The organism is Belnapia sp., assembly GCF_059504005.1.
Map to the genome: position 1 here is coordinate 65,408 of NZ_JCACHU010000083.1, position 23,611 is coordinate 89,018.

The following is a 23,611-nucleotide window of genomic DNA, read 5'->3' on the forward strand; positions in this document are numbered from 1 at the left end:
CGGGACCGGGACAAGGCCCAGGGGGGATCGAAACCCCCGGTGCCAGGGGCTAGATTGGCCGGAAAGGGAGCCCCGTCATGGATGCCATCACCCAGCCGCCCGTCATCCGCCTGCATCCGGGGGATGGCGTCGTCATCGCCCGCCAGGTGCTGCCGCCGGGGACGCCGGTCGCGCCGAACGTGGTCGCGGCGGCGCGCATCCCGGCCGGACACAAGGTGGCGGTGCGCTTCCACCAGAAGGGCGAGCCGGTGACGCGCTATGGCCAGATCATCGGCTTCACGACGGAGGCCGTCACGCCCGGGCAATGGGTGCACAGCCACAACCTCGCCATGGGCGACTTCGCCCGCGACTATGCCTGGGGCGTGGATGCCAGGCCGACCGACTACGTGGCCGAGCCGGCGACCTTCCAGGGCATCCGCCGGCCGGATGGGCGGGTGGCGACGCGCAACTACATCGGCATCCTGACCTCGGTGAACTGCTCGGCCCATGTGGCTGACCTCATCGCCCAGGCCTTCCGGCGCAACCCGCTGACCGGGGAGGACCCGCTGGCGGAGTGGCCGAATGTCGACGGGGTCGTCGCGCTGACCCACAAGACGGGCTGCGGCATGACCCAGGGCGAGCCGCTCAGCATCCTGCGCCGGACCTTAGGCGGCTTCGCGCGTCATGCGAATTTCAGCCATGTCATCGGCATCGGCCTCGGCTGCGAGGTGAACCAGATCGGCGGGCTGCTCGAGGAGCAGCGGCTGGCCGGGCGGCTGCGCAGCATGGACATCCAGGAGATGGGCGGCAGCCGGAAGACCGTGCAGGCGGGCATCGACTTCGTGCGCGAAGTCGTCGCCGAGGCCAACCGCGTGACGCGCGAGACGGTGCCGGCCGGCGAACTCTGCGTCGCGCTGCAATGCGGCGGCTCCGACGGCTATTCGGGCATCACGGCCAACCCGGCGCTCGGCGCGGCCTCCGACCTCGTGGTGCGGCATGGCGGCACGGTGATTCTCTCCGAGAGCCCGGAGACCTACGGCGCCGAGCATCTCTTCACCCGGCGCGCCGTCAGCCAGGAGGTCGGACAGAAGCTGGTCGAGGTGATGCACTGGTGGGAGGAGTACACGGCGCGGCTCGGGGCCGAGATGGATGCCAACCCCTCTCCCGGCAACAAGCTCGGCGGGCTGACCACCATCCTCGAGAAGTCGCTCGGCGCCATGGCGAAGGCGGGCTCGACCAATCTCGTCGACGTGGTCCGCTATGCGGAGCCGGTGACGCAGAAGGGCTTCGTCTTCATGGACACGCCGGGCTACGACCCGGTGGCGGCGACCGGCCAGGTGGCGGGGGGCGCGAACCTCCTGTGCTTCACCACCGGGCGCGGCAGCGTCTTCGGCTGCAAGCCGACGCCCTCCATCAAGCTCGCCACCAACACGCCGATGTACGAGCGGATGGTGGACGACATGGACATCAATTGCGGCACCATCGTCACCGGCGAGGAGACGGTGCAGCAGGTGGGCGAGCGCATCTTCCAGCACATGCTGCGGACGGCGAGCGGCAAGCGGACGAAGAGCGAGGCCTTCGATTTCGGAGGGGCGGAATTCGCGCCCTGGCCGATGGGTGCGACCATGTAGCCAGGTTTCGCCACATTCGAGCGGAGGGAAAGGGCCGGCGCAGACCGGCCCTTTTCATTGGCGCAGGGACAAGGCGTTAAGGATTCCAGCGTCTTGCCATGGGAATGTCGCGGATTGTTGGCGTGCCGGAAAGCCACACTTGCCATGCTTCCGCCGCAATCCTGCCCCAATTTGCTTGCGACCCTCACGGCGTTTTGTATATCCCATCCCGTACTGATTTCAGACGGGAGATTTCGCCTTGGCCGCTTCCCGCACCCCGACCGCCTCCCAAGGGGCCTTCCGGCGGACCTGGCGCATGGCCCGCGGCTGGTACGGCTCGGAAGAGCGGGGCGTGGCCTGGGCGCTGACGGCGGCAACCCTTCTTCTGACCCTGGCGCAGATCGGCACGCAGCTGCGCCTCAATCTCTGGCACCGCGACTTCTTCAACGCGCTGGAGCAGCGGCAGGCGGGGGCGAGCGGCGACCAGGTCTCGCTCTTCCTGCTGCTGGCGGGGCTGAGCATGGCGATCGCCGTCGCGCTGCTCTGGGCGCGGCAGATGCTGGCGCTGCGCTGGCGGCGCTGGCTGGTGCATCACCTGCAGGAGCGCTGGCTGGCGGATGCCTGCCACTACCGCATGGGGCTGATGCCGGATGCGGTGGACAACCCGGACCAGCGGATCAGCGAGAACACCCGCTGGGCCACCGCCATGGCGGTCGACCTGGCGACGGGGCTGCTGCAGGCGCTGCTGACCCTCGCCTCCTTCACCGGGGTGCTCTGGACGCTGTCGGACGCCGTGCGGCTCGGAGGCATGGAGGTGCCGGGGAGCCTGGTGCTGGTCGCCGGGCTCTATGCGCTGGCAGGCGGGGTGCTGACCTGGCTGATCGGGCGGCCGATGGTGGGCATCAACATCCGCCGCAACCATGCGGAATCCGACCATCGCTTCGCCCTGCTGCGGCTGCGCGAGAGCGCCGAGGCGGTGGCGCTGATCCGCGGCGGTGCGGACGAGGCGGCGGGGCTGCGCGGCAGCTTCGGGCGCGTCGTCGGCGTGATGCATCAGCTGCTGCGCTCGGAGCGGCAGCTGATGTGGCTCGGCTCGGGCTTCGGAATGGTGGCGGCGGTCATCCCGCTGCTGCTGGCGAGCCCGCAGTATTTTGCAGGCGCCCTGACGCTCGGCGCGCTGATGCAGATGGCGCAGGCCTTCACCGAGGTGGTGCGCGCCCTGTCCTGGTTCCAGGAAAGCTGGCCGCGGCTGGCCGACTGGCGCAGCCATGTGGAGCGCATCGTCGCGCTGGAGGACAGCCTCGACGCCGCGGAGGCGCTGGCGGCCGGGAGCGCCATCGAGATCGAGGAAGGCGGCGAGGTGCTGGCCTTCGAGGACCTCACGGTGCGCGGGCCGGAGGGGAATGTGCTGATCGCCGGCGCCTCGGCCGAGATCCGCGCCGGGGAGCGGGTGCTGATCCGCGGCGAGAGCGGCACAGGGAAGAGCACGCTGTTCCGCGCCGCCGCCGGGCTCTGGCCCTGGGGCGAGGGCGTGGTCCGGGCACCGGCGCGGGAGGCGATGATGATTCTGCCGCAGCGGCCCTACCTGCCGCTCGGGACGCTGCGCGAGGCGGTCTGCTACCCGGCGCCGGCCGGGCGCTTCGGCGATGCCGCGGTGCAGGCGGCGCTGATCCGCTGCGGGCTGCCGGCGCTCATCAACCGGCTCGACGAGCAGGGGCGGTGGGACCGTTCGCTCAGCCTCGGCCAGCAGCAGCGCATCGGCTTCGCCCGGCTGCTGCTGCACCGGCCGCGCTGGGTGCTGCTGGACGAGGCGACCTCGGCGCTCGACGATGCCGGGCAGGCGGCGCTGATGGGGCTCTTCGCCACCGACCTGGCCGAGGCGACGCTGGTCTCGATCGGCCACCGGCCGGGGCTTGCCGAGCACCATGACCGGGTGCTGCAGCTCGAGGCCGGGGCGGCCGGGGCGCGGCTCACGGCGCTGCGCCCGGCGGTGGTGCTGCCGGCGCTGGTGGTGGCGCCCTTCCGGTAGGCGCTACAACTCGACCTTGCCAGTATGCAGGCGGAGCCGGATATGGTCCGGCACCTCCTGCCCGGCATCGGTGAAGGCCTTGCGGAGCGCATTCATGCTCGGGCCGAAGATGCCGCTGCGGTTCTCGCTGCACCATTCGCGCGACTGGGCGGGCATCGCCAGGCTGCCCTGGAAGCGGGGCATGACCCAGCGGGCGAAGAGCTCGTAGCTCCGCAGCGTGTCCTCGCGGTTGGCCCATTCATGGGCGCGGAAGAGCACGGCGCCGGCGCCCCCCTCGGTGTATTCGAGCAGGCGCTCGATGCCCTTCGCCACCGTCTCCGGGCTGCCGACCAAGGTGGTGCCGGCCCTCAGCCCGTCACCGAGCGGGTCCTCGCTGCGCATGGGCGGGCGGCCGAGGGTCTCGCTGAAATAGGTGAGCGTCTCCAGCCGCTCGCCGCGGGCGACGTCGCGGAGGGCACGCTCATCCTCCTCCGCGCAGTGCATGTTGACCACCAGGCGCCAGCCGTCGCGCGGCATGGTCTTGCCATGCTTCGCCGCCTCGGCCTCGCCCTGGCGCCAGTGCTCGGCAAGCTTGGCATTGCCGCCTGGCAGGCCGGCGCCGAGCGAGAGCAGGCCGACGCCGTACTTGCCCGCGGTCAGCACGCCGGATGGGGTGGTGGCGCTGGCCACCGCGATCGGGAAGCAGGGATAGGTATAGGGGGCGAGGTGGAGGCGCGCCTGGTTCAGCTCGAACCAGTCGGTCTTCATCGTCACTGGCTCCTCGCAGGCGAGGAGCTGCATGATGGCGCCGAGGCTCTCATCCATCATCCGCCGCTGATCCTCGGCCCTGATGCCCATCATATAGGCATCCGAGACCAGGGCGCCGGGGCCGCAGCCGAGCATGGCGCGCCCGCGCGTCATGTGGTCGAGCTGGACGAAGCGTTGCGCAACCAGGAAGGGGTGGTGGTAGGGCAGCGAGGTGACGCCGGAGCCAAGCATGATGTGCTTCGTGCGCTCGGCCGCCGCGCCGATGAAGATCTCCGGCGAGGCGATGATCTCCCACCCGGCGGAATGGTGCTCGCCGATCCAGGCCTCGTCATAGCCGAGGGTGTCGAGCCACTGGATCAGCTCCAGGTCGCGGCCGAGGGCGAGGGTCGGGTTGTCGCCCACGCGGTGGAAGGGCGCGAGGAAGATGCCGAAGCGCAAGCCGCGATGGGCCATGGAGGTGCCTTTCTTCTCAGACGTCGAAGGAGGCTAAGGAACGCCCGGCGGGGCGGTCAACCGAGGTGCTAGGGCGTTTCCGTTCCCACCGGCTCACGGAAGCCGCTCCGGTTTATTGTTTTGCCGAGCGAATACCTCCGATCAGGTGTTTCCACCCGATCGGAGCTTGCTCTAGCGCGGCCGGTCGGCCACCCGCAGCGCCGCCGAGCCGCCGCCGACGCGGATGCGCGGGCCGCCATCGCTCAGCTTGCCGTCCTCGGCGACGCGGAAGACGGAGATGTCCTTCTCGATCATGTTGCCGACGAAGAGCATCCGCCCGTCCGGCGAGAAGGCCGCCCCCTGGGACCAGGTGCCGACCTGCGCCTCCGACACGACGGAGAGGCGTCCATTCTCGATGCGCAGGAGCTTCACCAGCCCGGGCCCGGCGAAGGGCGAGCCGGCCGGCTTGTTGGAGCCGTTCATCACCGTCACCGCGACGAGGCGCGGGTCGTGGCTGGCCTGTACGCCCTCCGGCGTCTGGCCGACGCTCACCGTGTCGACGATGCGGTAGGGCTCCCGCGTCAGCTCGATAAGGCTGACCGTGTCGGCATCGCCGCTGCCGCGGCCGATATTGGCGACGACCGCATGGCGGCCATCGGCGGTGACGGCGAGGCCGTAGGGACGGACGCCGGTGGTGATCTCGCGGTCGAGCTTCACCACCCGCTCGCCCTCGATCTGCAGGACATTGACCTGATGGTCGCCATAGCGGGTGACAAGCGCCCGCCGCCCGTCCGGGGTGAAGGCGACATGCGAGACCTCGGAGGAGACCGGGCCGATCTCGACCTTGCCGATCGGGGTCACCTGGCCGTTGGCGATGCGGAAGACGCCGACCGTCCCCTCCGCCCGGTTAGCGACGAGGGCCAGGGTGCCGGCGCGGTTGATGGACAGGCCGGCGGGGCCGGCGCCGGTCGGGACGGTCGCCACGACCCGGGGCGGTGTGGCGGCGAGGTCCACCACGGCCATGGTGTTGCCGGGGATGAGGCGCGCCGGGTCGGCCGGGTCGCGCTGCTGGTTGGCGGTGACCAGCGCCAGGCGCTCATCCGGCGTCAGGGCGACCGAGACGGGTGGGCCGACGACGCTGGCGGGGACCGGGATTTCGGCGCGGACCTGCGGCGTGCCGGAGGCGAGGTCGATCACCGTCAGCGTATCGGGCGGCGATTCGCGGAGGGTGCGGACCGCCCCGTTCTCGAGGGTCATCTTGTTGTCGTTGGCCGACAGCAGCAGCTGGGCCGAGGCCCCGCCGCTGCCGAGCCCGGTTGCGATGATGCCCGCCAGAAGCCAAGGGCGCATGCGTTCTTTCCTCCCTGGGCGCGAAGCCCCGGCGCCGAGTGTCCGATGCAGGCCGGCCCGACGCAAGCCGCGGGCGAGGCTTGTGCGGAGGCCGGTCAGGATGGAGATTGCGGCGGTGTCGGGGGTCGGGTCTGGAATGCCATTCATTATGCGTGCGGCGCTGCGCCGGATGCGGCTGGGGAACCCGGCGCTGCCCCATCCGCCGGCACGACCCCCGCAGCCCTACTGCTATCTCGGCGGGCACCGGGCGCTGGCGCTGACGCGCCGGGGGCACATGATCTATCTCGACACGCGCGACCACGGCCTGACCCCGCATATCGCCATCCATGGCAGCTGGGAGCTGGATGTCGAGGCGGTGCTCGGCCGGCTGCTGCGGCGCGGCGACCGCGTCGCCGAGGTCGGGGCGAATATGGGCTACCACACCCTGACGATGGCCGAGGCGGTCGGGCCGACCGGGCATGTCCACAGTTTCGAGGCGAACCCGGCGGTGCTGCCGCTGTTGCGGGCGACGATCGCGGTGAACGGGCTCGGCGAGCGGGTCACGCTGCATCCGGTGGCGGCCCTGGATACGGCGGGCGAGGTGGCCTTCAGCAGCGACCCGGACCATATCGGCAGCGGGCACCTCGCCATCGCGGCGGAAGCGCCGAACTACTCGCGGCGTGTGACCGTGCCGGCGGTGACGCTCGATGCGACGCTGGCGGAGTTGCCGTCCCTCGACCTGCTGCGCATGGATGCCGAAGGGTCGGAGCCGCAGGTGATGCGCGGGGCGGCGGCGCTGATCGGGCGCTCGCCGCGGCTGCGCATCGTCACCGAGTGGTCAGCGCCGATGATGGCCATGCGCTGCGACCTCGGCGCGCTGATTGCCTGGCTGGGTGGGGAGCTGGGCTTCGGCTTCTGGCGGGTGGCGAAGGATGGCGTGCTGAGGGAGGTGCCGGCGGCCAGCCTGCCCGCCCTTCCGCATGGCGAGCTGGTGATGATGCGCAATTGAGAAGGGCGGCAAGTTGCCCTGCCGCCCTCTCGGATCTCAACCCGCCTCGGCTTCCTCGGCCTCGGGGCGCTCCGGCTTCGGGCCGCTGTCGAGGCCCTTCGCCGCCAGGTCGCGGTCGACCAGCTCGATCACCGCCATGGTGGCCGCGTCGCCGTAGCGGATGCCGGCCTTCAGCACGCGGGTGTAGCCGCCGTTGCGGGCCCTGTAGCGCTCGGCGATGGTGGTGAAGAGCTTGTCCACCACCTTCTGGTCCATGATCTGCGCATAGGCCTGGCGGCGCGCATGCAGGCCGCCGCGCTTCCCGAGGGTGATGATGCGCTCCACATAGGGGCGCAGCTCCTTCGCCTTGGGCAGAGTGGTGGTGATCTGCTCGTGCTTGAGCAGGCTCGTCGCCATGTTGCGGAACATGGCGAGGCGATGGGTGGAGGTGACGCCGAGCTTCCGGCCGGCAATCCCGTGACGCATGGTATGGGCTTCCTAATCCGCCGGACTCAGAACGGCTCTTCGAGTTTCTTCGCCAGGTCCTCGATGTTCTCGGGCGGCCAGCCGGTGACGGTGAGGCCGAGCCCGAGGCCCATCGAGGCCAAGACTTCCTTGATCTCGTTCAGCGACTTGCGGCCGAAATTCGGCGTGCGCAGCATCTCCTGCTCGGTCTTCTGCACGAGGTCGCCGATATAGACGATGTTGTCGTTCTTCAGGCAATTCGCCGAACGGACGGAGAGCTCGAGCTCGTCCACCTTGCGAAGCAGGTTGCGGTTGAAGGGCAGGTCGTCCCGCTCCTCCTCCACCTTGCGCTCGCGCGGCTCGTCGAAATTGATGAAGAGCTGCAGCTGGTCCTGCAGGATGCGGGCGGCGAGCGCCACGGCATCCTCGGGGGCGACGGTGCCGTCAGTCTCGAGGGTCATGACCAGCTTGTCGTAGTCGGTCACCTGGCCGACGCGGGTCGGCTCGACCCGGTAGGCGACGCGGCGGACTGGTGAGTAGATGGCGTCGACCGGGATCAGGCCGATCGGCGCATCCTCGGGGCGGTTCATCGCCGCGGGGACATAGCCCTTGCCGGTGCCGACCGTCAGTTCCATCGAGAGGCGGGCGCCGTCGTCGAGGGTGCAGATGACGAGATCGGGATTGGCGATCTCGATATCGCCCGTGGTCTGGATCTGGCCGGCCGTCACCTCGCCTGGACCGGTCGCGGTGAGCGCCAGGCGCTTCGGCCCCTCGCCCTGCATCCGGATGGCGAGCTGCTTCACGTTCAGCACGATATCCGTGACGTCCTCGCGGACGCCCTGGATGCTGCTGAACTCATGCAGCACGCCGTCGATGCGGATCGCCGTGACGGCCGCCCCCTGGAGGGAGGACAGCAGCACGCGGCGGATCGCATTGCCGAGCGTCATGCCGAAGCCACGCTCCAGCGGCTCGGCCACGATGGTCGCGGTGCGCTCGGGGTCGGCGCCGACCTCGACGCCCAGCTTCTCGGGACGGATGAGCGACCGCCAGTTCCTCTCGATCACGAACAGTCTCCTAGGCCAGCCTCAGGCAACAGCGGATGCGCGTCTCAGACGCGGCGGCGCTTGCGCGGGCGGCAACCATTATGCGGGATGGGCGTCACGTCCCGGATGGCGGTGACGTAGAAGCCGACCGCCTGCAGGGCGCGGAGCGCCGATTCGCGGCCCGAGCCGGGGCCGCTCACCATGATCTCCAGCTGCTCCATCCCGTGCTCGCGGGCCTTCCGGCCGGCATCCTCGGCCGCGACCTGCGCCGCATAGGGGGTGGACTTCCGGCTGCCCTTGAAGCCCTGGCTGCCGGAGGAGGACCAGGCGATCGCGTTGCCCTGGGCATCCGTGATCGTCACGATGGTGTTGTTGAAGCTGGCGAGCACATGGGCCACGCCGGAAGAGATGTTCTTCCGTTCCTTCTTGCGCGGCGCGCGGGCGCCGCCACGGGGTTCGCGGGCCATCTTACTTCGTCACCTTCTTCTTGCCGGCGATGGCCACGGCCTTGCCCTTGCGCGTGCGGGCATTGGTGTGGGTGCGCTGGCCACGGACCGGCAGGCCCCGGCGATGGCGCAGGCCACGGTAGCAGGCCATGTCCATGAGCCGCTTGATGTTCATCGCGACTTCACGGCGGAGGTCGCCCTCCACGCGGTACTCACGGTCGATCAGCTCGCGGATGCGGAGGATTTCCTCGTCCGTCAGCTGGTTGACGCGACGGTCCTCCGGGATGCTGAGCTTCCCGCAGATCTCGGCCGCGTTTTTCGGGCCGATGCCGTAGATGTAGCGCAGCGAGATCTGCACGCGCTTGTTCGTGGGGATGTTCACTCCGGCGATGCGCGCCACTGCTCAACTCCTGGAGCCTGTCGCTCCTGCTCCCGCCGAAGTGGACAGCCCACCCACGACGATATGATCAACCCAAAATGCCAACGGCGAAACGCGGCCGGGAGTGCCCTGGACCTGAGCCCAGGGGCTACCTCTGACCGCGAGAGGCGCGGACTATACCGAGAGCCCCCCTGCCGTCAACCCTTCTCCCCGAGGATCGCCTCGATCTGCGCCGAGACCTCGTTCATCTCCGCCATGCCATCCACGACCCGCAGCACGCCCTGGGCGGCATAGTAAGGCAGGAGGGGGGCGGTCTGGCGGTGATAGGCTTCGAGCCGCGCCGCCACCAGTTCCGCCTTGTCGTCGGCGCGACGGGTGAATTCCGTGTTGCCGCAGACATCGCAGATGCCGGGCTTGGCGGTCGGCTTGAACTGGTCGTGGTAGCCCTCGCCGCATTTCGGGCAGGTGAACCGGCCCGAGATGCGGTCGACGAGCGCTACGTCATCCACTTGGAGCTCGATGACGTGATTGAGAGGCATGGCCTTCTCCTTCAGCATCAGGTCGAGCGCCTCCGCCTGGGGGACCGTGCGGGGGAAACCATCTAGGATGAAGCCCTGGGCGACATCCGGCTGGGCCACGCGGCTGGCCAGCATAGCGATGATGATGGCGTCGGGGACCAGCTCGCCCCGCTCCATGATCGCCTTGGCCTGCAGGCCGACCTCGCTGCCCGAACGGACTTCGGCGCGCAGCATGTCGCCGGTCGAGATCTGCTTCAGCCCGTGGCGGTCCTCCAGGCGCTTGGCCTGAGTCCCCTTCCCCGCTCCGGGCGGCCCCAGCAGGATCAGATTCATGGCGTTTCCCCCTCCCCCTGTCTCAGCGCGGCCGCGGTGCACCGCGGCCACCCAGCCGGGCCTTGCGGATGAGGCCTTCATACTGGTGCGCGAAGAGATGGGACTGCACCTGGGCCACGGTGTCCATCGTCACCGACACGATGATCAGCAGCGAGGTGCCGCCGAAATAGAAGGGGACGCCGTAATTGCTGATCAGCAGTTCGGGCAGGATGCAGATCAGGCAGAGATAGAGCGCGCCGATGGCCGTCAGCCGCGTCAGCACCCGGTCGAAGTAGTCGGCCGTGTGCTGGCCCGGGCGGATGCCGGGGACGAAGCCGCCATACTTCTTCAGGTTGTCAGCGGTCTCGACCGGGTTGAAGACCACGGCCGTGTAGAAGAAGGAGAAGAAGACGATCAGCGCCAGGTAGAGCGCCATGTAGAGCGGCTGGCCATGGGCGAGCGCGTTGGTAACGGTGCTGAGCCAGCCATCCCCCGCCGGATCGGTGGCGAAGCCCGCCACGGTTGCCGGCAGCAGCAGCAGCGAGGAGGCGAAGATGGGCGGGATAACGCCCGCGGTGTTCAGCTTCAGCGGCAGGTGGGTGTTCTCGCCGCCGAACATGCGGTTGCCGACCTGGCGCTTCGGGTACTGCACCGGAATGCGCCGCTGGGCCCGCTCGACGAAGACCACGAGCGCGATCACCCCGAGGGCGATGGCGATGAACAGGATGATGAAGATGGTCGACAGCGCGCCGGTGCGGCCGAGCTCCAGCAGCGAGACCAGGGCATGCGGCAGGTTGGCCACGATGCCGGCGAAGATGATCAGCGAGATGCCGTTGCCGACGCCACGCGCGGTGATCTGCTCGCCCAGCCACATCAGGAACATCGTCCCGCCGACCAGGGTGATGACGCAGGACAGGCGGAAGAAGAGGCCCGGATCGCCCACCGCTGGCCCGAAGCTGCCGCGCATGCTCTCGAGGCCGACGGCGATGCCATAGGCCTGGAAGATGGCGATCAGGACGGTGAGGTAGCGCGTGTACTGGTTCAGCTTCTTCCGGCCCGACTCGCCTTCCCTCTTCAGGGTCTCGAGCGCGGGAACGGCGGCCGTCATCAGCTGGATGATGATGCTCGCCGAGATATAGGGCATGATGTTCAGCGCGAAGACGGTCATGCGCCCGAGCGCGCCGCCCGTGAACATGTCGAACATGCCGAGGATCCCGCCGCCATGCTGGCGCAGGATCTCGCCCATCACCCCCGCATCGACGCCGGGGACCGGAATATAGGTGCCCAGCCGGTAGACCAGGAGCGCGCCCAGGGTGAACCAGAGGCGCCGCTTCAACTCGGTCGCCTTCGACAGCACCCCGAGGTTGAGATTGGCCGCAAGCTGCTCCGCTGCGGAGGCCATGGATCCTAAACCCTCCTCACGACAACGGCGCCGACAACCGGAGGGGAGCCCCCCGGCCGTGGCGCCGCAGCCACGAACCTGTACTTAGGTAGCGAGCGGCCCCGCGGGCCGCAAGCGTCACGCCTCCGCGGGGGCCTCTTCGGTGGCCGCGGGCGGGTTCAGCAGGGTGATCGTGCCACCTGCCGCCTGCACCGCCGCAACCGCACTGGCCGAGGCGCCGGAGACGGTGATGGTCACCGCCCGGCTCAACGTGCCATGGCCGAGCAGCCGGATGCCGACGAGCTTCGGGCCGGTGCGGACGATGCCGGCCGTGCGCAGCGCCGCCTCGTCGATCGGCTGGTCGCCCGGCAGCTTGCCCTCGGCGATCGCCTGCTCGAGGCGGCCGAGATTCAGCGGCGCATATTCCTTGCGAAAGATGTTGACGAAGCCCCGCTTGGGCAGACGGCGATAGATCGGCAGCTGGCCGCCTTCGAAGCCGTTCAGGGACACGCCCTCGCGCGCCTTCTGGCCCTTCACGCCCTTGCCGGAGGTCTTGCCCTTGCCGGAGCCGATGCCGCGGCCAAGCCGCTTCGACTTATAGCGCGCGCCTTCATTGTCGCGCAGCTCGTTCAGTTTCATGGGTCTTGCTCCCCGCTCAGCCTTCCACCTTGATCAGGTGGGCCACCTTGCGGATCATGCCGCGGACGGAGGGGGTGTCCTCCAGCTCCCGCGAACGGTGCATCTTGTTGAGGCCGAGGCCGATCAGCGTCTCGCGCTGGCCCGGCTTGCGCCCGATCGGCGACCCGGTCTGGGTCACCTTCACGGTCTTCTTCGTCTCAGACATTCGGAGCCTCCGCGGCCGAGGTCTCGGCCGGAGCCTGGTCCTTGCGCGGCCCGAGCAGGTCCGAGACCTTCTTGCCGCGCCGGGAGGCGACGGCACGCGGGCTCGTGCTGCGGGTCAGGGCCGAGAAGGTGGCCTTGATCATGTTGTGCGGGTTGGTCGAGCCGAGGCACTTCGCCACGACATCGCCCATGCCCAGCGTCTCGAAGATCGCGCGCATCGGGCCGCCGGCGATGATGCCGGTACCCGCCGGAGCCGCCCGAAGGATGACCCGGCCGGCACCGAACTCGCCGATGACGTCATGGTGCAGCGTCCGGCCCTCGCGCATCGGCACGCGGATCATGGTCCGCTTCGCCTGCTCGGTGGCCTTGCGGATCGCCTCCGGTACCTCGCGGGCCTTGCCGGCGCCCCAGCCGACGCGGCCCTTCTGGTCGCCCACCACGACGAGCGCGGCGAAGCTGAACCGGCGACCACCCTTTACCACCTTGGCAACTCGATTGATGGTGACGAGCTTGTCCTTCAGCTCGTCGCCGTCCTGGCGCTCCTGGCGGTTCTCGTTCTCGCGGCCACGGCCGCGGCCACGACGGCGATCGCCGCCCTCGCCGCCATGCTCGCCGCCGCCACCGCTATGGGGGGTACGTGCCATCTATGCGATCCTCAGAACGACAGCCCGCCCTCGCGGGCGGCGTCGGCCAGGGCCTTGACCCGGCCATGATACAGGTAAGGCCCGCGGTCGAAGACGACCTTGTCGACCCCGGCGGCACGAGCGCGCTCGGCCACCAGCTTGCCGACCTGGGTCGCGGCGTCCTTGTCGGCGCCGGTCTTCAGGGACTCGCGCATCGGCTTCTCGAGGGAAGACGCGGCGGCGAGGGTGCGGCCCTGGGCGTCGTCGATCACCTGGGCGTAGATGTGCTTGCCCGAGCGGAAGACGGAGAGCCGCGGACGGCCCCCGCTCTTGATCTTCAGCTGGTAGCGCAGGCGGGACCGCCGGCGCGTCTGCAGTGCGAGCTTGTCGGCCATCACTTCTTCTTACCCTCCTTCCGGAGGATCTGCTCATCGGTGTAGCGCACGCCCTTGCCCTTGTAGGGCTCGGGGCCACGCCAGGCGCGGATCTCGGCAGCAACCTGACCGACCTGGCGCTTGTCCGCCCCTTCCACCTTCACGGCGGTCGGGCGTTCGCAGGTGATCTTGATGCCCTCGGGGATCGGGTAGCGGACCTCGTGGCTGTAGCCGAGGTTCAGCACCAGATCCTTGCCCTGCACCGCGGCGCGGTAGCCGGTGCCGTTGATTTCCATCGACTTGGTGAAGCCGGTGGAAACGCCCGTCACCATGCTGTTGATCAGGCTGCGTGTGGTGCCCCACATGGTGCGGCTACGGCGGTCGTCCCGGCGCGGCTTCACCGCCACCTGGTTGTCCGCGATCTCCACATCAACTTCGTCCGTCAGGTCGAGCTTGAGCTCGCCATTCCGGCCCTTGGCCACCACGGTCCGGCCCTGCAGCGCCACCTGGACGCCGCTCGGGACCGGGACGGGATATTTGCCGACGCGCGACATGCTGTATCCCTCCCTTAGAACACGCGGCAGAGGACTTCACCGCCGACATTGGCGGTGCGGGCCTCGGTATCGCTCATCACGCCACGGGGCGTGGAGAGGATGGAGATGCCGAGCCCGTTGTAGAACTTCGGCAGATCCTTGATCTTCGAATAGACGCGCCGGCCGGGCTTGGAGACGCGGGCGATCTCCTTGATGGCGGGCTCGCCTTCAGAATACTTCAGCTCGATCTCGATGCGGCTGACACCGGGGCGTTCCTGCTCCACCCGCCAGGCGCGGATGTAGCCTTCACGCTTCAGCACGTCGAGCACATCGGTCCGCAGCCGGCTGGCCGGGGCGACGCAGCGCGTCTGCCGGGCCCGCTGGGCGTTGCGGATGCGGGTAAGCAGATCCCCGAGCGGATCGGACAGAGACATATCCCCGCTCCCTTACCAGCTGGCCTTGGTCACGCCGGGAAGCTGGCCGGTATTGGCGAGCTCCCGCAGCATGTTCCGGCTCAGCTTGAACTTGCGATAGTTGCCGCGCGGGCGGCCGGTCAGCTCGCAGCGCAGGCGCACGCGCACCTTGGCGCCGTTGCGCGGCAGCTGGGCGAGCTTCAGGGTCGCATCGAACCGGTCCTCGACCGGCAGGGTGCGATCCATGACGATGCCCTTCAGCGCCGCGCGCTTGGCAGCATGCGTCGACGACAGCTTCGCCCGACGCTTGTTCTTCTCGACTGCCGAAGTCTTGGCCATACGGTTCTATCCTCCGGAACCTGCCCGGCGTGCCGGGCGGTTTTCCAAGATCAGTTCTGGAAGGGAAGCTGGAACGCCTTGAGCAGCGCCTTCGCTTCCTTGTCGGTCTTCGCCGTGGTGACGAACTGGATGTCCATGCCCCGGACCGTATCCACGCGATCGTAGTTGATCTCGGGGAAGACGATCTGCTCCTTCAGGCCCATGGCGAAGTTGCCACGGCCGTCGAAGCCCTTGGTGCCCGGAAGGCCACGGAAATCCCGAACGCGCGGCAGGGCGATGGTGACGAGCCGGTCGAGGAACTCGTACATCCGAGCCTTGCGCAGCGTCACCTTGCAGCCGATCTGCTGGCCTTCGCGGATCTTGAAGCCGGCGATCGCCTTCTTCGCCTTGGTCCGCACCGGCCGCTGGCCGGCAATGGCCGTCAGGTCGGCAACCGCGGCGTCGAGCTTCTTGCCATCGGCCGCGGCTTCGCCGACGCCCATGTTGATGACGATCTTCTCGAGCTTCGGCACTTCCATCGGATTCTTGTAGCCGAACTCCTCAACCAGGCGCTGCCGCACGACCTCGTTGTAGAAGGTCGCCAGGCGCGTGCGCTCGGCCGGCGAAGCGGCGGACTTGCCGGGCTTCGCCGCGACGGTCGTCACGGTGCGGCTACCTTCCTCGCGGGCGGCTTCCGGCTTCTTGGCATTGGCCGCGGCGCCCTTCTTGGCGCCGCCCTTCTTCGAATCGCTCATGCGTCAAGCACCTCGCCCGAAGGCCTTGCCACCCGCACCTTCTTGCCGTCCTCAAGCACGCGGAACCCAACGCGGGCCGGCTTGCCGGACTTCGGATCGAGGAGCGCCAGGTTCGAGAGGTGGATCGGCGCCTCTTTCTCCTGGATACCGCCGGGCTGGTTCATGCCCTGCGGCTTCTGGTGGCGCTTCACCACGTTCACGCCCTGCACGAGGGCGCGCTTCTCGGTCGGCATCACGGCGATGACCTCGCCGCGCTTGCCCTTGTCGCGGCCGGTCAGCACCTGGACCCGGTCGCCCTTCTTGATCTTCGCGGCCATGGTCAGAGGACCTCCGGCGCCAGCGAGATGATCTTCATGTACTTCCGCGCCCGCAGCTCGCGCACGACCGGTCCGAAGATACGGGTGCCGATCGGCTCGCCCTGCTTGTTGATCAGAACAGCGGCGTTGTTGTCGAAACGGATCGCCGTGCCGTCGATGCGGCGCACCGGGTAGGAGGTGCGGACGATGACGGCGCGATGCACCTCACCCTTCTTCACCTTGGCGCGCGGGATCGCCTCCTTCACGGAGACGACGATCACGTCGCCAACCGAGGCCGTCTTCCGCTTCGAGCCGCCGAGCACCTTGATGCACTGGACGCGGCGCGCACCGGAGTTGTCGGCGACGTCAAGATTTGCTTCGACGCCGATCATGCCGACACCGCCTCATTCGTAGCCACCAACGGATTGCCGTTGCGGAGAACCACCTGCCAGGCCTTCCGCTTCGACAGCGGCGGGCACTCCTCGATCTGCACGAGGTCGCCTTCCTTGCAGAGATTGGCCTCGTCATGAGCGGCGTACTTCTTCGAACGCCGGATGAACTTCTTATAGAGCGGATGCATCACGCGACGCTCGACAAGGACGGTGACCGTCTTGTCCATCTTGTCGCTGACCACCCGGCCCGTGAGGACGCGCTTCGGCATAGCCGCCGGTCTCCCCTTAAGCCCTGGGTTGAGAGGCTGCCGAGCGACGCCGCTCGGACAGGGCGAATTTGATGCGAGCGATGTCGCGCCGCACCAGCTTGATGCGGCCGGTCGCCTCGAGCTGCCCAGTGGCCCGCTGAAAGCGCAGGTTGAACTGCTCCTTCCGCAGGTCGAGGAGCTGCGTCTGCAGCTCGTCCGGGGTCTTGGCGCGGATATCCGCGATCTTGGTCATGGTCTTACGCCTCCGCCGCGCCGAGGCGCGACACGATCTTGGTCCGGATCGGCAGCTTGGCCGCACCGAGGGTCAACGCCTCGCGCGCCGTCTCGGTGGAGACGCCGTCGATCTCGAACATCATGCGGCCCGGCTTGATGCGGGCCACCCAGTATTCCGGCGCGCCCTTGCCGGAGCCCATGCGGACTTCAGCAGGCTTGGTCGAGACCGGCACATCCGGAAAGATCCGGATCCAGACGCGGCCCTGCCGCTTCATCGCGCGGGTAATGGCGCGACGGGCGGCCTCGATCTGCCGGGCGGTCACCCGCTCCGGCTCGAGCGCCTTCAGGCCGAACCCGCCGAAGCTCAGCGAGAACCCGCCCTTGGCGAGACCCTTGATGCGACCCTTATGGGCCTTGCGGAACTTGGTGCGCTTGGGCTGCAGCATATCACATCATCCCTCAGCGCTGCGGCGCCTGCTCGGCGGCGCGCTTGTCCTGCGCCATCGGGTCATGGGCCAGAATCTCACCCTTGAAAATCCAGACCTTCACGCCGCAGGTGCCATAGGTGGTCTTGGCGGTGGCGGTGCCGAAGTCGAGGTCGGCGCGCAACGTATGCAGCGGCACGCGGCCCTCGCGGTACCATTCCATCCGGGCAATCTCGGCGCCGCCGAGCCGGCCGGAGCAGTTGATGCGGATGCCGCCGGCGCCCAGCCGCATCGCCGACTGCACCGCGCGCTTCATGGCACGGCGGAAGGCGACGCGCCGCTCGAGCTGCTGCGCGATGCTCTCGGCGACCAGGGTCGCGTCGATCTCGGGCTTGCGGATCTCGACGATGTTCAGCGACACCTCGGCCCCGGCGAGCTTGGCCAGGTCCTTGCGCAGCACCTCGATATCGGCGCCCTTCTTGCCGATGACGACGCCCGGGCGGGCCGCATGGATGGTGACGCGGGGCTTCTTCGCCGGGCGCTCGATCACTACGCGACTGACTCCGGCGCCCTTGAGGCGCGTGCGCAGCGTGTCGCGCAGCTTCAGGTCCTCATGCAGCAGCCGGGAGTAGTCGGCATCCGCGAACCAGCGGCTGTCCCAGGTCCGGTTGATGCCGAGCCGAAAGCCGATCGGATTGACTTTGTGACCCATGTTACGCGGCCTCCTGCTGGGCCGGTGCCGCGGCCGGCTTCTCGGCGACCACGATCTTCAGATGGCTGAACCACTTCTCGACGCGCGCCGCGCGGCCGCGGCCGCGGGCGGAAAAGCGCTTCATCACCTGCGAGCGGCCGACCTCGGCGCGAGACACCACGAGCTGGTCGACATCCAGCTGGTGGTTGTTCTCGGCATTGGCAATGGCGCTCTCCAGCGTTTTCTTCACGGTTTGGGCAACGCGGCGCTTGCTGAAGGCGAGCGTCGCAATGGCGTCCTGCGCGCGCCGGCCGCGAATCAGGCCGGCGACCAGGTTGAGCTTGCGCGGGCTGACGCGGATGTTGCGCAGGATGGCCTGCGCCTCGGTCTCCGGGAGACCGCGTTCGTGCTTCGGCTTGCTCATCGGATCAGCCCCGCTTCGCCTTCTTGTCGGACGAATGCCCGGTGAAGGTCCGCGTCGGCGAGAACTCGCCGAATTTGTGCCCCACCATGTTCTCCGAGACCTGCACGGGAATGAACTTCTTCCCGTTGTAAACGCCGAAGGTGAGCCCGACGAACTGCGGCAGGATCGTGCTGCGGCGCGACCAGATCTTGATGATCTCGTTGCGCGTCGAAGCCCGGGCGGCCTCTGCCTTGTTGAGCAGGAAGCCGTCGACAAACGGCCCCTTCCATACGCTGCGCGGCATAGCCCTCAGCCCTTCGTCGCGGTGCGGCGGCGGACAATGAGCCGGTCCGTCCGCTTGTTGTTGCGCGTTTTCGCGCCCTTGGTCGGCTTGCCCCAGGGGGTGACCGGGTGACGGCCACCGCTGGTGCGGCCCTCGCCGCCACCATGCGGGTGGTCGACCGGGTTCATCACCACGCCGCGGTTATGCGGACGACGGCCCAGCCAGCGGGAGCGACCGGCCTTGCCGATCTGCTGGTTCGAGTTGTCCGGGTTGGACACCGCGCCGATCGTCGCCATGCACTCGGCGCGCACGGTGCGGACCTCGCCCGACATCAGCTTTACCTGCGCATAGCCGGCATCCTTGCCGACCAGCTGCACATAGGTGCCGGCCGACCGCGCGATCTTGCCGCCGGCACCCGGCTTCAGCTCGACATTGTGGACGATGGTCCCAACCGGGATGGAGCCCAGCGGCATCGCATTGCCCGGCTTGATGTCGGCACGCTCGGCGGAGACGACCTGGTCGCCCGCCTTCAGCCGCTGCGGCGCCAGGATATAGGCGAGTTCGCCGTCCTGGTACTTTACCAGCGCGATGAAGGCCGTGCGGTTCGGGTCATACTCCAGTCGCTCGACCGTCGCCGGCACCCCGAGCTTCGTCCGCCGCTTGAAGTCGACGATGCGGTAGCTCTGCTTGTGCCCGCCGCCCCGAAACCGGACGGTGGTGCGGCCGTGGTTGTTGCGGCCACCGGAGTGCGACTTGCCCTCGGTGAGCTGCTTGAGCGGCTTGCCCTTCCACAGCTCATCCCGCTTGATCAGGATGGTGCCGCGGAGGCTCGGCGTGACCGGATTGAAATTCTTGAGCGCCATGGCTTAGGCGAGCCCCGTCGTCAGATCGATCGTCTGGCCCTCGGCCAGGCGCACGATGGCCTTCTTCCAGTCCGAACGCTGGCCCGGCCGGTTGCGGAAGCGCTTCGTCTTGCCCTTCACCACGAGGGTGTTGACCGCGAGCACCTTCACGCCGAACAGCGTCTCGACCGAGGCCTTGATCTCCGGCTTCGTCGCTTCGAGCGACACCTTGAAGACGACCTGCCCCTTCTCGGTCAGCAGCGTCGCCTTCTCCGTCACCACCGGGGAGAGAATGGTCTGGTACATGCGCTCCCGCGAGAGGAGCGGCTTCTTCTCCTGGGCCTCGCTCATGCCAGCCGCTCCGTCAGCGCCGCAACGCCGGCGCGGGTCACCGCGAGGACGTCGTGGTTCAAGATGTCGTACACATTGGCACCGATCGTCGGCAGCACATGCATGTTCGGCAGGTTGCGGATGCCGCGGCCGAAGCCCTCATCCACCTGCGCGTCGACGACGAGCGCGCTGGACCAGCCGAGCGCCTTGAGCTGCTTCGCCAGCACCGAGGTCTTGGCCTCGCCGGCCGCGGCGGTGTCGAGCACCACCAGCTTGCCCTCAGCCGCCTTCTGGCTGAGCGCGCTGATGAGGCCGAGGCGCCGCACCTTCTTGTTCAGCGAATAGCCGTGGTCGCGGACGACCGGGCCATGCACCACGCCGCCGGTGCGGAACTGCGGCGCGCGCAGCGAGCCCTGGCGGGCATTGCCGGTGCCCTTCTGCCGATACGGCTTCTTGGTGGTGCCGGAGACTTCGCCCATCCCCTTCACCTTGTGGGTACCCGCCCGCCGCTTGGCGAGTTGCCAGTGAACGACCCGCGCCATGATATCGGCGCGTGGCTGCGCCGCGAACAGCGCCTCCGGCAGCTCGATCTCGCCTGCCGTGCCGTTATCCAGCGTGATGACCGGAACCTGCATCGTACTTGGTCCTTACGCCGCGGCCGTCGGGAAGGGAGCGTCGGCATGGCGAGCGCGCTTCACTGCGTCCCGCACCAGCACATAGCCACCCTTGGACCCGGGCACCGCGCCCTTGATCAGCAGCAGACCGCGGTCGAGATCGATACCAGCGACCTCGAGGTTCTGGGTGGTGATGCGCTCAACACCCAGATGACCTGCCATCTTCTTGTTCTTGAAGGTCTTACCCGGATCCTGCCGGTTGCCGGTCGAGCCATGCGAGCGATGGCTGATCGACACGCCGTGCGAGGCCTCGAGGCCAGCGAAGTTCCAGCGCTTCATCGCGCCCGCAAAGCCCTTGCCCTTCGAGACGCCGGTGACGTCGACGATCTGGCCCTTCACGAAATGCGCCGGGCCGAGCCGCGCACCGGGCTCGAGCGCCGCGTCGGCGCCCACCCGGAACTCGACGAGCTTCTTCGGCGCCTCGACACCGGCCTTCGCGAAATGGCCGCGATTGGCCTTGGTGACGTTCTTGGGCTTCGCGCGGCCGATGCCGAGCTGGACGGCATCGTAGCCGTCCTTCTCCGCGCTGCGGCGGGCAATGACGCGCACTTCGTCCAGGTGCAGAACGGTCACGGGGACCGTGCTGCCGTCGTCATTGAAGATCCGGGTCATGCCCAGCTTCTTGGCGATCAGGCCGGTGCGGCCGGTCTTGGCGGCCATGGCTATAGTCTCCCCTGGCCTTAGAGCTTGATCTCGACATCCACGCCCGCGGCGAGGTCGAGCTTCATCAGCGCGTCCACGGTCTGCGGGGTGGGGTCGACGATATCGAGCAGTCGGCGATGCGTGCGAATCTCGAACTGCTCCCGCGACTTCTTGTCGACATGCGGCGAGCGGTTGACGGTGAAACGCTCGATCTCCGTCGGCAGCGGAATCGGGCCGCGCACACGGGCGCCCGTCCGCTTCGCGGTATTCACGATCTCCCGCGTGCTGCCATCGAGCACGCGATGATCGAACGCCTTGAGGCGGATGCGGATATTCTGGCTGTCCATGGTGAGCGGACCGATCCTCGACTGAGCCTAAGGCTTACTTCACGATGCTCGCAACGACGCCGGCGCCGACGGTGCGGCCACCCTCGCGGATGGCGAAGCGCAGGCCCTGGTCCATGGCGATGGGCGCGATCAGCTCGACATCCATCGTCACGTTGTCGCCCGGCATCACCATCTCGACGCCTTCCGGCAGCTTCACGATCCCGGTCACGTCCGTGGTCCGGAAGTAGAACTGCGGCCGGTAGTTGGTGAAGAACGGCGTGTGGCGCCCGCCCTCCTCCTTGGTCAGGATGTAGGCCTCGGCCTTGAAGCCGGTATGCGGCGTGATCGAGCCGGGCTTGGCCAGAACCTGGCCGCGCTCCACGTCCTCGCGCTTGGTGCCGCGCAGCAGCGCGCCGATGTTGTCGCCCGCCTCGCCGCTGTCGAGCAGCTTGCGGAACATCTCGACGCCGGTCACCGTCGTCTTCACGGTGGCCTTCAGGCCGACGATCTCGACCTCCTCGCCGACCTTGACGATGCCGCGCTCGACCCGCCCCGTCACCACCGTGCCGCGGCCGGAGATCGAGAACACGTCCTCGATCGGCATCAGGAACGGCATGTCCTTCGGCCGCTCCGGCTGCGGGATGTAGCTGTCCACCGCCGCCATCAGCTCGAGCACCGCCTGCTTGCCGATCTCGGGCGTCTTGTCCTCGAGCGCGGCCACCGCCGAGCCCTTGATGATCGGGATGTCGTCGCCCGGGAACTGGTAGGAGGAGAGCAACTCGCGCACCTCCATCTCCACCAGCTCGACCAGGTCGGGATCCGCCAGGTCCATCTTGTTCAGGAACACCACCAGCGCAGGCACGCCCACCTGGCGCGCCAGCAGGATGTGCTCGCGCGTCTGCGGCATCGGGCCGTCGGCCGCCGAAACCACCAGGATCGCGCCGTCCATCTGCGCCGCGCCGGTGATCATGTTCTTCACGTAGTCGGCGTGACCCGGGCAGTCCACATGCGCGTAGTGCCGGTTGGCCGTCTCGTACTCGACATGCGCAGTCGAGATCGTGATGCCACGAGCCCGCTCCTCCGGCGCCTTGTCAATCTGGTCATACGCCGTGAACGTCGCGCCGCCCGTCTCCGCCAGAACCTTGGTGATCGCCGCCGTCAGCGACGTCTTGCCATGATCCACATGCCCGATCGTGCCAATGTTGCAGTGCGGCTTGTTCCGCTCAAACTTCGCCTTCGCCATCGTCGTCGTTCCTCGATCGGGTCCGGATTACCAGCGGTAATGGCTGAAGGCCTTGTTGGCCTCCGCCATCCGGTGCGTGTCTTCGCGCTTCTTGACGGCCGTGCCGCGGTTGTTCGCCGCGTCCATGAGCTCGCCGGAAAGGCGCTCCTCCATCGTGTTCTCGCCGCGCTTGCGGGCGGATTCGATCAGCCAGCGGATCGCCAGCGCCTGGCGGCGCTCCGGGCGAACCTCGACCGGCACCTGATAGGTCGCGCCGCCGACGCGGCGGCTGCGAACCTCGACGGCCGGCTTCACGTTGTCCATCGCTTCATGGAACATGCGCAGCGGGTCCCCATTGGGGCCGACGCGCCGCTTCAGCGTGTCCATGGCGGCGTAGACGATACGCTCGGCGGTGCTCTTCTTGCCGTCGTACATCAGCACGTTCATGAAACGGCTGAGGACGAGATCCCCGAACTTCGGGTCGGGCAGTACTTCGCGCTTCTGCGCGCTGTGGCGGCGAGACATGCCTCAGGCCTCTCCTACTTCGGCCGCTTCGCGCCGTACAGCGACCGACGCTGGCGACGTTTCGGCAGGCCCTGCGTATCCAGGACACCGCGGAGGATGTGGTAGCGGACGCCCGGAAGGTCCTTCACGCGGCCGCCGCGGATGAGCACCACGGAGTGCTCCTGCAGGTTGTGGCCCTCGCCCGGGATGTAGCTCACCACCTCATAGCCATTGGTCAGGCGCACCTTGGCCACCTTGCGAAGCGCCGAGTTCGGCTTCTTCGGCGTGGTCGTGTAGACGCGCGTGCACACGCCACGCTTCTGCGGGCAGCCCTGCAGCGCCGGAACCTTGTTCCGCTTCGCGTTCGGCTCGCGCCCCTGGGCGATGAGCTGGTTGATCGTCGGCATGACGCCCCTTCGTGTACCGTCCTGGGCCCCGCAGCCACGCAAAGCCAGAAGCCCGCACGGGCGGAGCCTATGGCTCGCCGGCGGGCGCCCTGACCGGCACCCGGCCTGAGCAACCTTAGAGGTCGCGGTGCCGGACGCGCAGCGTTGTGGACCAAAGTTCCTGGCTGTCCGGCGC

At 68.3% G+C, this 23,611-nt stretch carries 35 protein-coding genes; 3 read left to right on the plus strand and 32 right to left on the minus strand.

Features of this window, described 5'->3' with window-relative positions:
• The first annotated feature begins 77 nt into the window (after positions 1–77).
• Both AC5JJ1_RS12345 and AC5JJ1_RS12350 read left to right on the plus strand, forming a co-directional pair.
• Positions 78–1,610, plus strand: coding sequence for a UxaA family hydrolase (locus tag AC5JJ1_RS12345; protein ID WP_495785424.1), 1,533 nt, complete (start codon positions 78–80; stop codon positions 1,608–1,610).
• Between the two features lie 295 nt (positions 1,611–1,905).
• Positions 1,906–3,618, plus strand: coding sequence for an ABC transporter ATP-binding protein/permease (locus AC5JJ1_RS12350; RefSeq protein ID WP_495785425.1), 1,713 nt, complete (start codon positions 1,906–1,908; stop codon positions 3,616–3,618).
• 3 nt (positions 3,619–3,621) lie between these two features.
• On the opposite strand, the gene AC5JJ1_RS12355 is transcribed toward AC5JJ1_RS12350, so the two are convergent.
• On the minus strand, positions 3,622–4,818 hold the full coding sequence (locus AC5JJ1_RS12355; protein WP_495785426.1) for an LLM class flavin-dependent oxidoreductase: 1,197 nt from the start codon (positions 4,816–4,818) through the stop codon (positions 3,622–3,624).
• A gap of 171 nt (positions 4,819–4,989) precedes the next feature.
• Positions 4,990–6,147 (minus strand): beta-propeller fold lactonase family protein, encoded by a 1,158-nt coding sequence (locus tag AC5JJ1_RS12360; protein ID WP_495785427.1) that lies wholly within the window; start codon positions 6,145–6,147, stop codon positions 4,990–4,992.
• Positions 6,148–6,295: 148 nt separating this feature from the next.
• Between AC5JJ1_RS12360 and AC5JJ1_RS12365 the strand changes: the two genes are divergently transcribed.
• Complete coding sequence (locus AC5JJ1_RS12365) at positions 6,296–7,135, plus strand: FkbM family methyltransferase (protein ID WP_495785428.1); 840 nt, start codon at positions 6,296–6,298, stop codon at positions 7,133–7,135.
• 36 nt (positions 7,136–7,171) lie between these two features.
• Here the strand turns inward: AC5JJ1_RS12365 and rplQ are convergent, their stop codons facing one another.
• The 30 genes from rplQ to rpsL form a co-directional block, all read right to left on the minus strand.
• Complete coding sequence (rplQ, locus tag AC5JJ1_RS12370; protein WP_495785429.1) at positions 7,172–7,600, minus strand: 50S ribosomal protein L17; 429 nt, start codon at positions 7,598–7,600, stop codon at positions 7,172–7,174.
• Positions 7,601–7,626: 26 nt separating this feature from the next.
• A complete protein-coding gene (locus AC5JJ1_RS12375) occupies positions 7,627–8,643 on the minus strand; it encodes a DNA-directed RNA polymerase subunit alpha (protein WP_043340411.1) in 1,017 nt (338 codons plus the stop codon).
• A 44-nt stretch (positions 8,644–8,687) separates the two neighbouring features.
• Complete coding sequence (rpsK, locus tag AC5JJ1_RS12380) at positions 8,688–9,089, minus strand: 30S ribosomal protein S11 (RefSeq protein ID WP_043340413.1); 402 nt, start codon at positions 9,087–9,089, stop codon at positions 8,688–8,690.
• A 1-nt stretch (position 9,090) separates the two neighbouring features.
• Positions 9,091–9,468 carry a 30S ribosomal protein S13 gene (rpsM, locus tag AC5JJ1_RS12385; RefSeq protein ID WP_043340414.1) on the minus strand — a complete coding sequence of 126 codons (378 nt, stop codon included), beginning with the start codon at positions 9,466–9,468 and terminating at the stop codon, positions 9,091–9,093.
• A gap of 176 nt (positions 9,469–9,644) precedes the next feature.
• Positions 9,645–10,298 (minus strand): adenylate kinase, encoded by a 654-nt coding sequence (locus tag AC5JJ1_RS12390; protein WP_495785430.1) that lies wholly within the window; start codon positions 10,296–10,298, stop codon positions 9,645–9,647.
• Between the two features lie 22 nt (positions 10,299–10,320).
• Positions 10,321–11,679: a preprotein translocase subunit SecY gene (gene secY, locus AC5JJ1_RS12395; protein WP_495785431.1), complete on the minus strand. Its 1,359-nt coding sequence runs from the start codon at positions 11,677–11,679 to the stop codon at positions 10,321–10,323.
• A gap of 117 nt (positions 11,680–11,796) precedes the next feature.
• On the minus strand, positions 11,797–12,297 hold the full coding sequence (gene rplO, locus AC5JJ1_RS12400) for a 50S ribosomal protein L15 (protein ID WP_495785432.1): 501 nt from the start codon (positions 12,295–12,297) through the stop codon (positions 11,797–11,799).
• A 16-nt stretch (positions 12,298–12,313) separates the two neighbouring features.
• A complete protein-coding gene (gene rpmD, locus AC5JJ1_RS12405) occupies positions 12,314–12,502 on the minus strand; it encodes a 50S ribosomal protein L30 (RefSeq protein ID WP_090570006.1) in 189 nt (62 codons plus the stop codon).
• Entirely contained in the window at positions 12,495–13,145 is a 651-nt protein-coding gene (gene rpsE, locus AC5JJ1_RS12410) for a 30S ribosomal protein S5 (protein WP_202831620.1), read from the minus strand. The genes rpmD and rpsE overlap by 8 nt, the downstream gene beginning before the upstream one ends.
• Before the next feature lie 11 nt (positions 13,146–13,156).
• Positions 13,157–13,519, minus strand: a complete 363-nt coding sequence (gene rplR, locus AC5JJ1_RS12415) for a 50S ribosomal protein L18 (protein ID WP_495785433.1) — start codon at positions 13,517–13,519, stop codon at positions 13,157–13,159.
• On the minus strand, positions 13,519–14,052 hold the full coding sequence (gene rplF, locus AC5JJ1_RS12420; RefSeq protein WP_043340427.1) for a 50S ribosomal protein L6: 534 nt from the start codon (positions 14,050–14,052) through the stop codon (positions 13,519–13,521). The genes rplR and rplF overlap by 1 nt, the downstream gene beginning before the upstream one ends.
• A 14-nt stretch (positions 14,053–14,066) precedes the next feature.
• Complete coding sequence (gene rpsH, locus AC5JJ1_RS12425) at positions 14,067–14,465, minus strand: 30S ribosomal protein S8 (RefSeq protein WP_495785434.1); 399 nt, start codon at positions 14,463–14,465, stop codon at positions 14,067–14,069.
• A gap of 12 nt (positions 14,466–14,477) precedes the next feature.
• The gene (gene rpsN / locus AC5JJ1_RS12430; RefSeq protein WP_043340433.1) at positions 14,478–14,783 is read right to left on the minus strand and encodes a 30S ribosomal protein S14; all 306 of its coding nucleotides are present in this window, start codon (positions 14,781–14,783) and stop codon (positions 14,478–14,480) included.
• 50 nt (positions 14,784–14,833) lie between these two features.
• Positions 14,834–15,367 carry a 50S ribosomal protein L5 gene (gene rplE / locus AC5JJ1_RS12435; RefSeq protein ID WP_495747183.1) on the minus strand — a complete coding sequence of 178 codons (534 nt, stop codon included), beginning with the start codon at positions 15,365–15,367 and terminating at the stop codon, positions 14,834–14,836.
• 146 nt (positions 15,368–15,513) lie between these two features.
• Entirely contained in the window at positions 15,514–15,834 is a 321-nt protein-coding gene (gene rplX, locus AC5JJ1_RS12440; protein ID WP_043364847.1) for a 50S ribosomal protein L24, read from the minus strand.
• Positions 15,835–15,836: 2 nt separating this feature from the next.
• Positions 15,837–16,205: a 50S ribosomal protein L14 gene (rplN, locus tag AC5JJ1_RS12445; RefSeq protein ID WP_043340437.1), complete on the minus strand. Its 369-nt coding sequence runs from the start codon at positions 16,203–16,205 to the stop codon at positions 15,837–15,839.
• Positions 16,202–16,474, minus strand: coding sequence for a 30S ribosomal protein S17 (rpsQ, locus tag AC5JJ1_RS12450; RefSeq protein ID WP_495785435.1), 273 nt, complete (start codon positions 16,472–16,474; stop codon positions 16,202–16,204). Before rpsQ ends, rplN begins: the two co-directional genes overlap by 4 nt.
• A 16-nt stretch (positions 16,475–16,490) precedes the next feature.
• Positions 16,491–16,706: a 50S ribosomal protein L29 gene (gene rpmC, locus AC5JJ1_RS12455; RefSeq protein WP_495785436.1), complete on the minus strand. Its 216-nt coding sequence runs from the start codon at positions 16,704–16,706 to the stop codon at positions 16,491–16,493.
• A gap of 4 nt (positions 16,707–16,710) precedes the next feature.
• Positions 16,711–17,133 carry a 50S ribosomal protein L16 gene (gene rplP, locus AC5JJ1_RS12460; RefSeq protein ID WP_495785437.1) on the minus strand — a complete coding sequence of 141 codons (423 nt, stop codon included), beginning with the start codon at positions 17,131–17,133 and terminating at the stop codon, positions 16,711–16,713.
• A gap of 13 nt (positions 17,134–17,146) precedes the next feature.
• A complete protein-coding gene (gene rpsC, locus AC5JJ1_RS12465) occupies positions 17,147–17,824 on the minus strand; it encodes a 30S ribosomal protein S3 (RefSeq protein ID WP_495785438.1) in 678 nt (225 codons plus the stop codon).
• A gap of 1 nt (position 17,825) precedes the next feature.
• A complete protein-coding gene (rplV, locus tag AC5JJ1_RS12470) occupies positions 17,826–18,227 on the minus strand; it encodes a 50S ribosomal protein L22 (protein WP_495785439.1) in 402 nt (133 codons plus the stop codon).
• A gap of 4 nt (positions 18,228–18,231) precedes the next feature.
• Positions 18,232–18,510: a 30S ribosomal protein S19 gene (gene rpsS, locus AC5JJ1_RS12475; RefSeq protein WP_043340447.1), complete on the minus strand. Its 279-nt coding sequence runs from the start codon at positions 18,508–18,510 to the stop codon at positions 18,232–18,234.
• Positions 18,511–18,515: 5 nt separating this feature from the next.
• Positions 18,516–19,352, minus strand: coding sequence for a 50S ribosomal protein L2 (gene rplB / locus AC5JJ1_RS12480; RefSeq protein ID WP_495785440.1), 837 nt, complete (start codon positions 19,350–19,352; stop codon positions 18,516–18,518).
• Positions 19,353–19,355: 3 nt separating this feature from the next.
• On the minus strand, positions 19,356–19,682 hold the full coding sequence (locus AC5JJ1_RS12485; RefSeq protein ID WP_495747180.1) for a 50S ribosomal protein L23: 327 nt from the start codon (positions 19,680–19,682) through the stop codon (positions 19,356–19,358).
• Entirely contained in the window at positions 19,679–20,296 is a 618-nt protein-coding gene (gene rplD, locus AC5JJ1_RS12490; protein ID WP_495747181.1) for a 50S ribosomal protein L4, read from the minus strand. Before rplD ends, AC5JJ1_RS12485 begins: the two co-directional genes overlap by 4 nt.
• 12 nt (positions 20,297–20,308) lie before the next feature.
• The gene (gene rplC / locus AC5JJ1_RS12495) at positions 20,309–20,995 is read right to left on the minus strand and encodes a 50S ribosomal protein L3 (RefSeq protein ID WP_495785441.1); all 687 of its coding nucleotides are present in this window, start codon (positions 20,993–20,995) and stop codon (positions 20,309–20,311) included.
• 20 nt (positions 20,996–21,015) lie between these two features.
• On the minus strand, positions 21,016–21,324 hold the full coding sequence (gene rpsJ / locus AC5JJ1_RS12500) for a 30S ribosomal protein S10 (protein WP_007004401.1): 309 nt from the start codon (positions 21,322–21,324) through the stop codon (positions 21,016–21,018).
• A gap of 34 nt (positions 21,325–21,358) precedes the next feature.
• Complete coding sequence (gene tuf / locus AC5JJ1_RS12505) at positions 21,359–22,546, minus strand: elongation factor Tu (RefSeq protein ID WP_495785442.1); 1,188 nt, start codon at positions 22,544–22,546, stop codon at positions 21,359–21,361.
• A gap of 27 nt (positions 22,547–22,573) precedes the next feature.
• On the minus strand, positions 22,574–23,050 hold the full coding sequence (gene rpsG / locus AC5JJ1_RS12510; RefSeq protein ID WP_043337545.1) for a 30S ribosomal protein S7: 477 nt from the start codon (positions 23,048–23,050) through the stop codon (positions 22,574–22,576).
• 14 nt (positions 23,051–23,064) lie between these two features.
• Positions 23,065–23,436 (minus strand): 30S ribosomal protein S12, encoded by a 372-nt coding sequence (gene rpsL / locus AC5JJ1_RS12515; protein ID WP_043337543.1) that lies wholly within the window; start codon positions 23,434–23,436, stop codon positions 23,065–23,067.
• Between the last annotated feature and the right edge of the window lie 175 nt (positions 23,437–23,611).

What these genes read in the sequence shown, in the direction of transcription:
- AC5JJ1_RS12345 (WP_495785424.1), top strand. Translation starts at nt 78, where the DNA reads ATGGATGCCATCACCCAGCCGCCCGTCATCCGCCTGCATCCGGGGGAT.
- AC5JJ1_RS12350 (WP_495785425.1), top strand. Translation starts at nt 1,906, where the DNA reads ATGGCCCGCGGCTGGTACGGCTCGGAAGAGCGGGGCGTGGCCTGGGCG.
- AC5JJ1_RS12355 (WP_495785426.1), bottom strand. Translation starts at nt 4,818, where the DNA reads ATGGCCCATCGCGGCTTGCGCTTCGGCATCTTCCTCGCGCCCTTCCAC.
- AC5JJ1_RS12360 (WP_495785427.1), bottom strand. Translation starts at nt 6,147, where the DNA reads ATGCGCCCTTGGCTTCTGGCGGGCATCATCGCAACCGGGCTCGGCAGC.
- AC5JJ1_RS12365 (WP_495785428.1), top strand. Translation starts at nt 6,296, where the DNA reads ATGCGTGCGGCGCTGCGCCGGATGCGGCTGGGGAACCCGGCGCTGCCC.
- rplQ (WP_495785429.1), bottom strand. Translation starts at nt 7,600, where the DNA reads ATGCGTCACGGGATTGCCGGCCGGAAGCTCGGCGTCACCTCCACCCAT.
- rpsK (WP_043340413.1), bottom strand. Translation starts at nt 9,089, where the DNA reads ATGGCCCGCGAACCCCGTGGCGGCGCCCGCGCGCCGCGCAAGAAGGAA.
- AC5JJ1_RS12390 (WP_495785430.1), bottom strand. Translation starts at nt 10,298, where the DNA reads ATGAATCTGATCCTGCTGGGGCCGCCCGGAGCGGGGAAGGGGACTCAG.
- secY (WP_495785431.1), bottom strand. Translation starts at nt 11,679, where the DNA reads ATGGCCTCCGCAGCGGAGCAGCTTGCGGCCAATCTCAACCTCGGGGTG.
- rplO (WP_495785432.1), bottom strand. Translation starts at nt 12,297, where the DNA reads ATGAAACTGAACGAGCTGCGCGACAATGAAGGCGCGCGCTATAAGTCG.
- rpmD (WP_090570006.1), bottom strand. Translation starts at nt 12,502, where the DNA reads ATGTCTGAGACGAAGAAGACCGTGAAGGTGACCCAGACCGGGTCGCCG.
- rpsE (WP_202831620.1), bottom strand. Translation starts at nt 13,145, where the DNA reads ATGGCACGTACCCCCCATAGCGGTGGCGGCGGCGAGCATGGCGGCGAG.
- rplR (WP_495785433.1), bottom strand. Translation starts at nt 13,519, where the DNA reads ATGGCCGACAAGCTCGCACTGCAGACGCGCCGGCGGTCCCGCCTGCGC.
- rplF (WP_043340427.1), bottom strand. Translation starts at nt 14,052, where the DNA reads ATGTCGCGCGTCGGCAAATATCCCGTCCCGGTCCCGAGCGGCGTCCAG.
- rpsH (WP_495785434.1), bottom strand. Translation starts at nt 14,465, where the DNA reads ATGTCTCTGTCCGATCCGCTCGGGGATCTGCTTACCCGCATCCGCAAC.
- rpsN (WP_043340433.1), bottom strand. Translation starts at nt 14,783, where the DNA reads ATGGCCAAGACTTCGGCAGTCGAGAAGAACAAGCGTCGGGCGAAGCTG.
- rplX (WP_043364847.1), bottom strand. Translation starts at nt 15,834, where the DNA reads ATGGCCGCGAAGATCAAGAAGGGCGACCGGGTCCAGGTGCTGACCGGC.
- rplN (WP_043340437.1), bottom strand. Translation starts at nt 16,205, where the DNA reads ATGATCGGCGTCGAAGCAAATCTTGACGTCGCCGACAACTCCGGTGCG.
- rpsQ (WP_495785435.1), bottom strand. Translation starts at nt 16,474, where the DNA reads ATGCCGAAGCGCGTCCTCACGGGCCGGGTGGTCAGCGACAAGATGGAC.
- rpmC (WP_495785436.1), bottom strand. Translation starts at nt 16,706, where the DNA reads ATGACCAAGATCGCGGATATCCGCGCCAAGACCCCGGACGAGCTGCAG.
- rplP (WP_495785437.1), bottom strand. Translation starts at nt 17,133, where the DNA reads ATGCTGCAGCCCAAGCGCACCAAGTTCCGCAAGGCCCATAAGGGTCGC.
- rpsC (WP_495785438.1), bottom strand. Translation starts at nt 17,824, where the DNA reads ATGGGTCACAAAGTCAATCCGATCGGCTTTCGGCTCGGCATCAACCGG.
- rplV (WP_495785439.1), bottom strand. Translation starts at nt 18,227, where the DNA reads ATGAGCAAGCCGAAGCACGAACGCGGTCTCCCGGAGACCGAGGCGCAG.
- rpsS (WP_043340447.1), bottom strand. Translation starts at nt 18,510, where the DNA reads ATGCCGCGCAGCGTATGGAAGGGGCCGTTTGTCGACGGCTTCCTGCTC.
- rplB (WP_495785440.1), bottom strand. Translation starts at nt 19,352, where the DNA reads ATGGCGCTCAAGAATTTCAATCCGGTCACGCCGAGCCTCCGCGGCACC.
- AC5JJ1_RS12485 (WP_495747180.1), bottom strand. Translation starts at nt 19,682, where the DNA reads ATGAGCGAGGCCCAGGAGAAGAAGCCGCTCCTCTCGCGGGAGCGCATG.
- rplD (WP_495747181.1), bottom strand. Translation starts at nt 20,296, where the DNA reads ATGCAGGTTCCGGTCATCACGCTGGATAACGGCACGGCAGGCGAGATC.
- rplC (WP_495785441.1), bottom strand. Translation starts at nt 20,995, where the DNA reads ATGGCCGCCAAGACCGGCCGCACCGGCCTGATCGCCAAGAAGCTGGGC.
- rpsJ (WP_007004401.1), bottom strand. Translation starts at nt 21,324, where the DNA reads ATGGACAGCCAGAATATCCGCATCCGCCTCAAGGCGTTCGATCATCGC.
- tuf (WP_495785442.1), bottom strand. Translation starts at nt 22,546, where the DNA reads ATGGCGAAGGCGAAGTTTGAGCGGAACAAGCCGCACTGCAACATTGGC.
- rpsG (WP_043337545.1), bottom strand. Translation starts at nt 23,050, where the DNA reads ATGTCTCGCCGCCACAGCGCGCAGAAGCGCGAAGTACTGCCCGACCCG.
- rpsL (WP_043337543.1), bottom strand. Translation starts at nt 23,436, where the DNA reads ATGCCGACGATCAACCAGCTCATCGCCCAGGGGCGCGAGCCGAACGCG.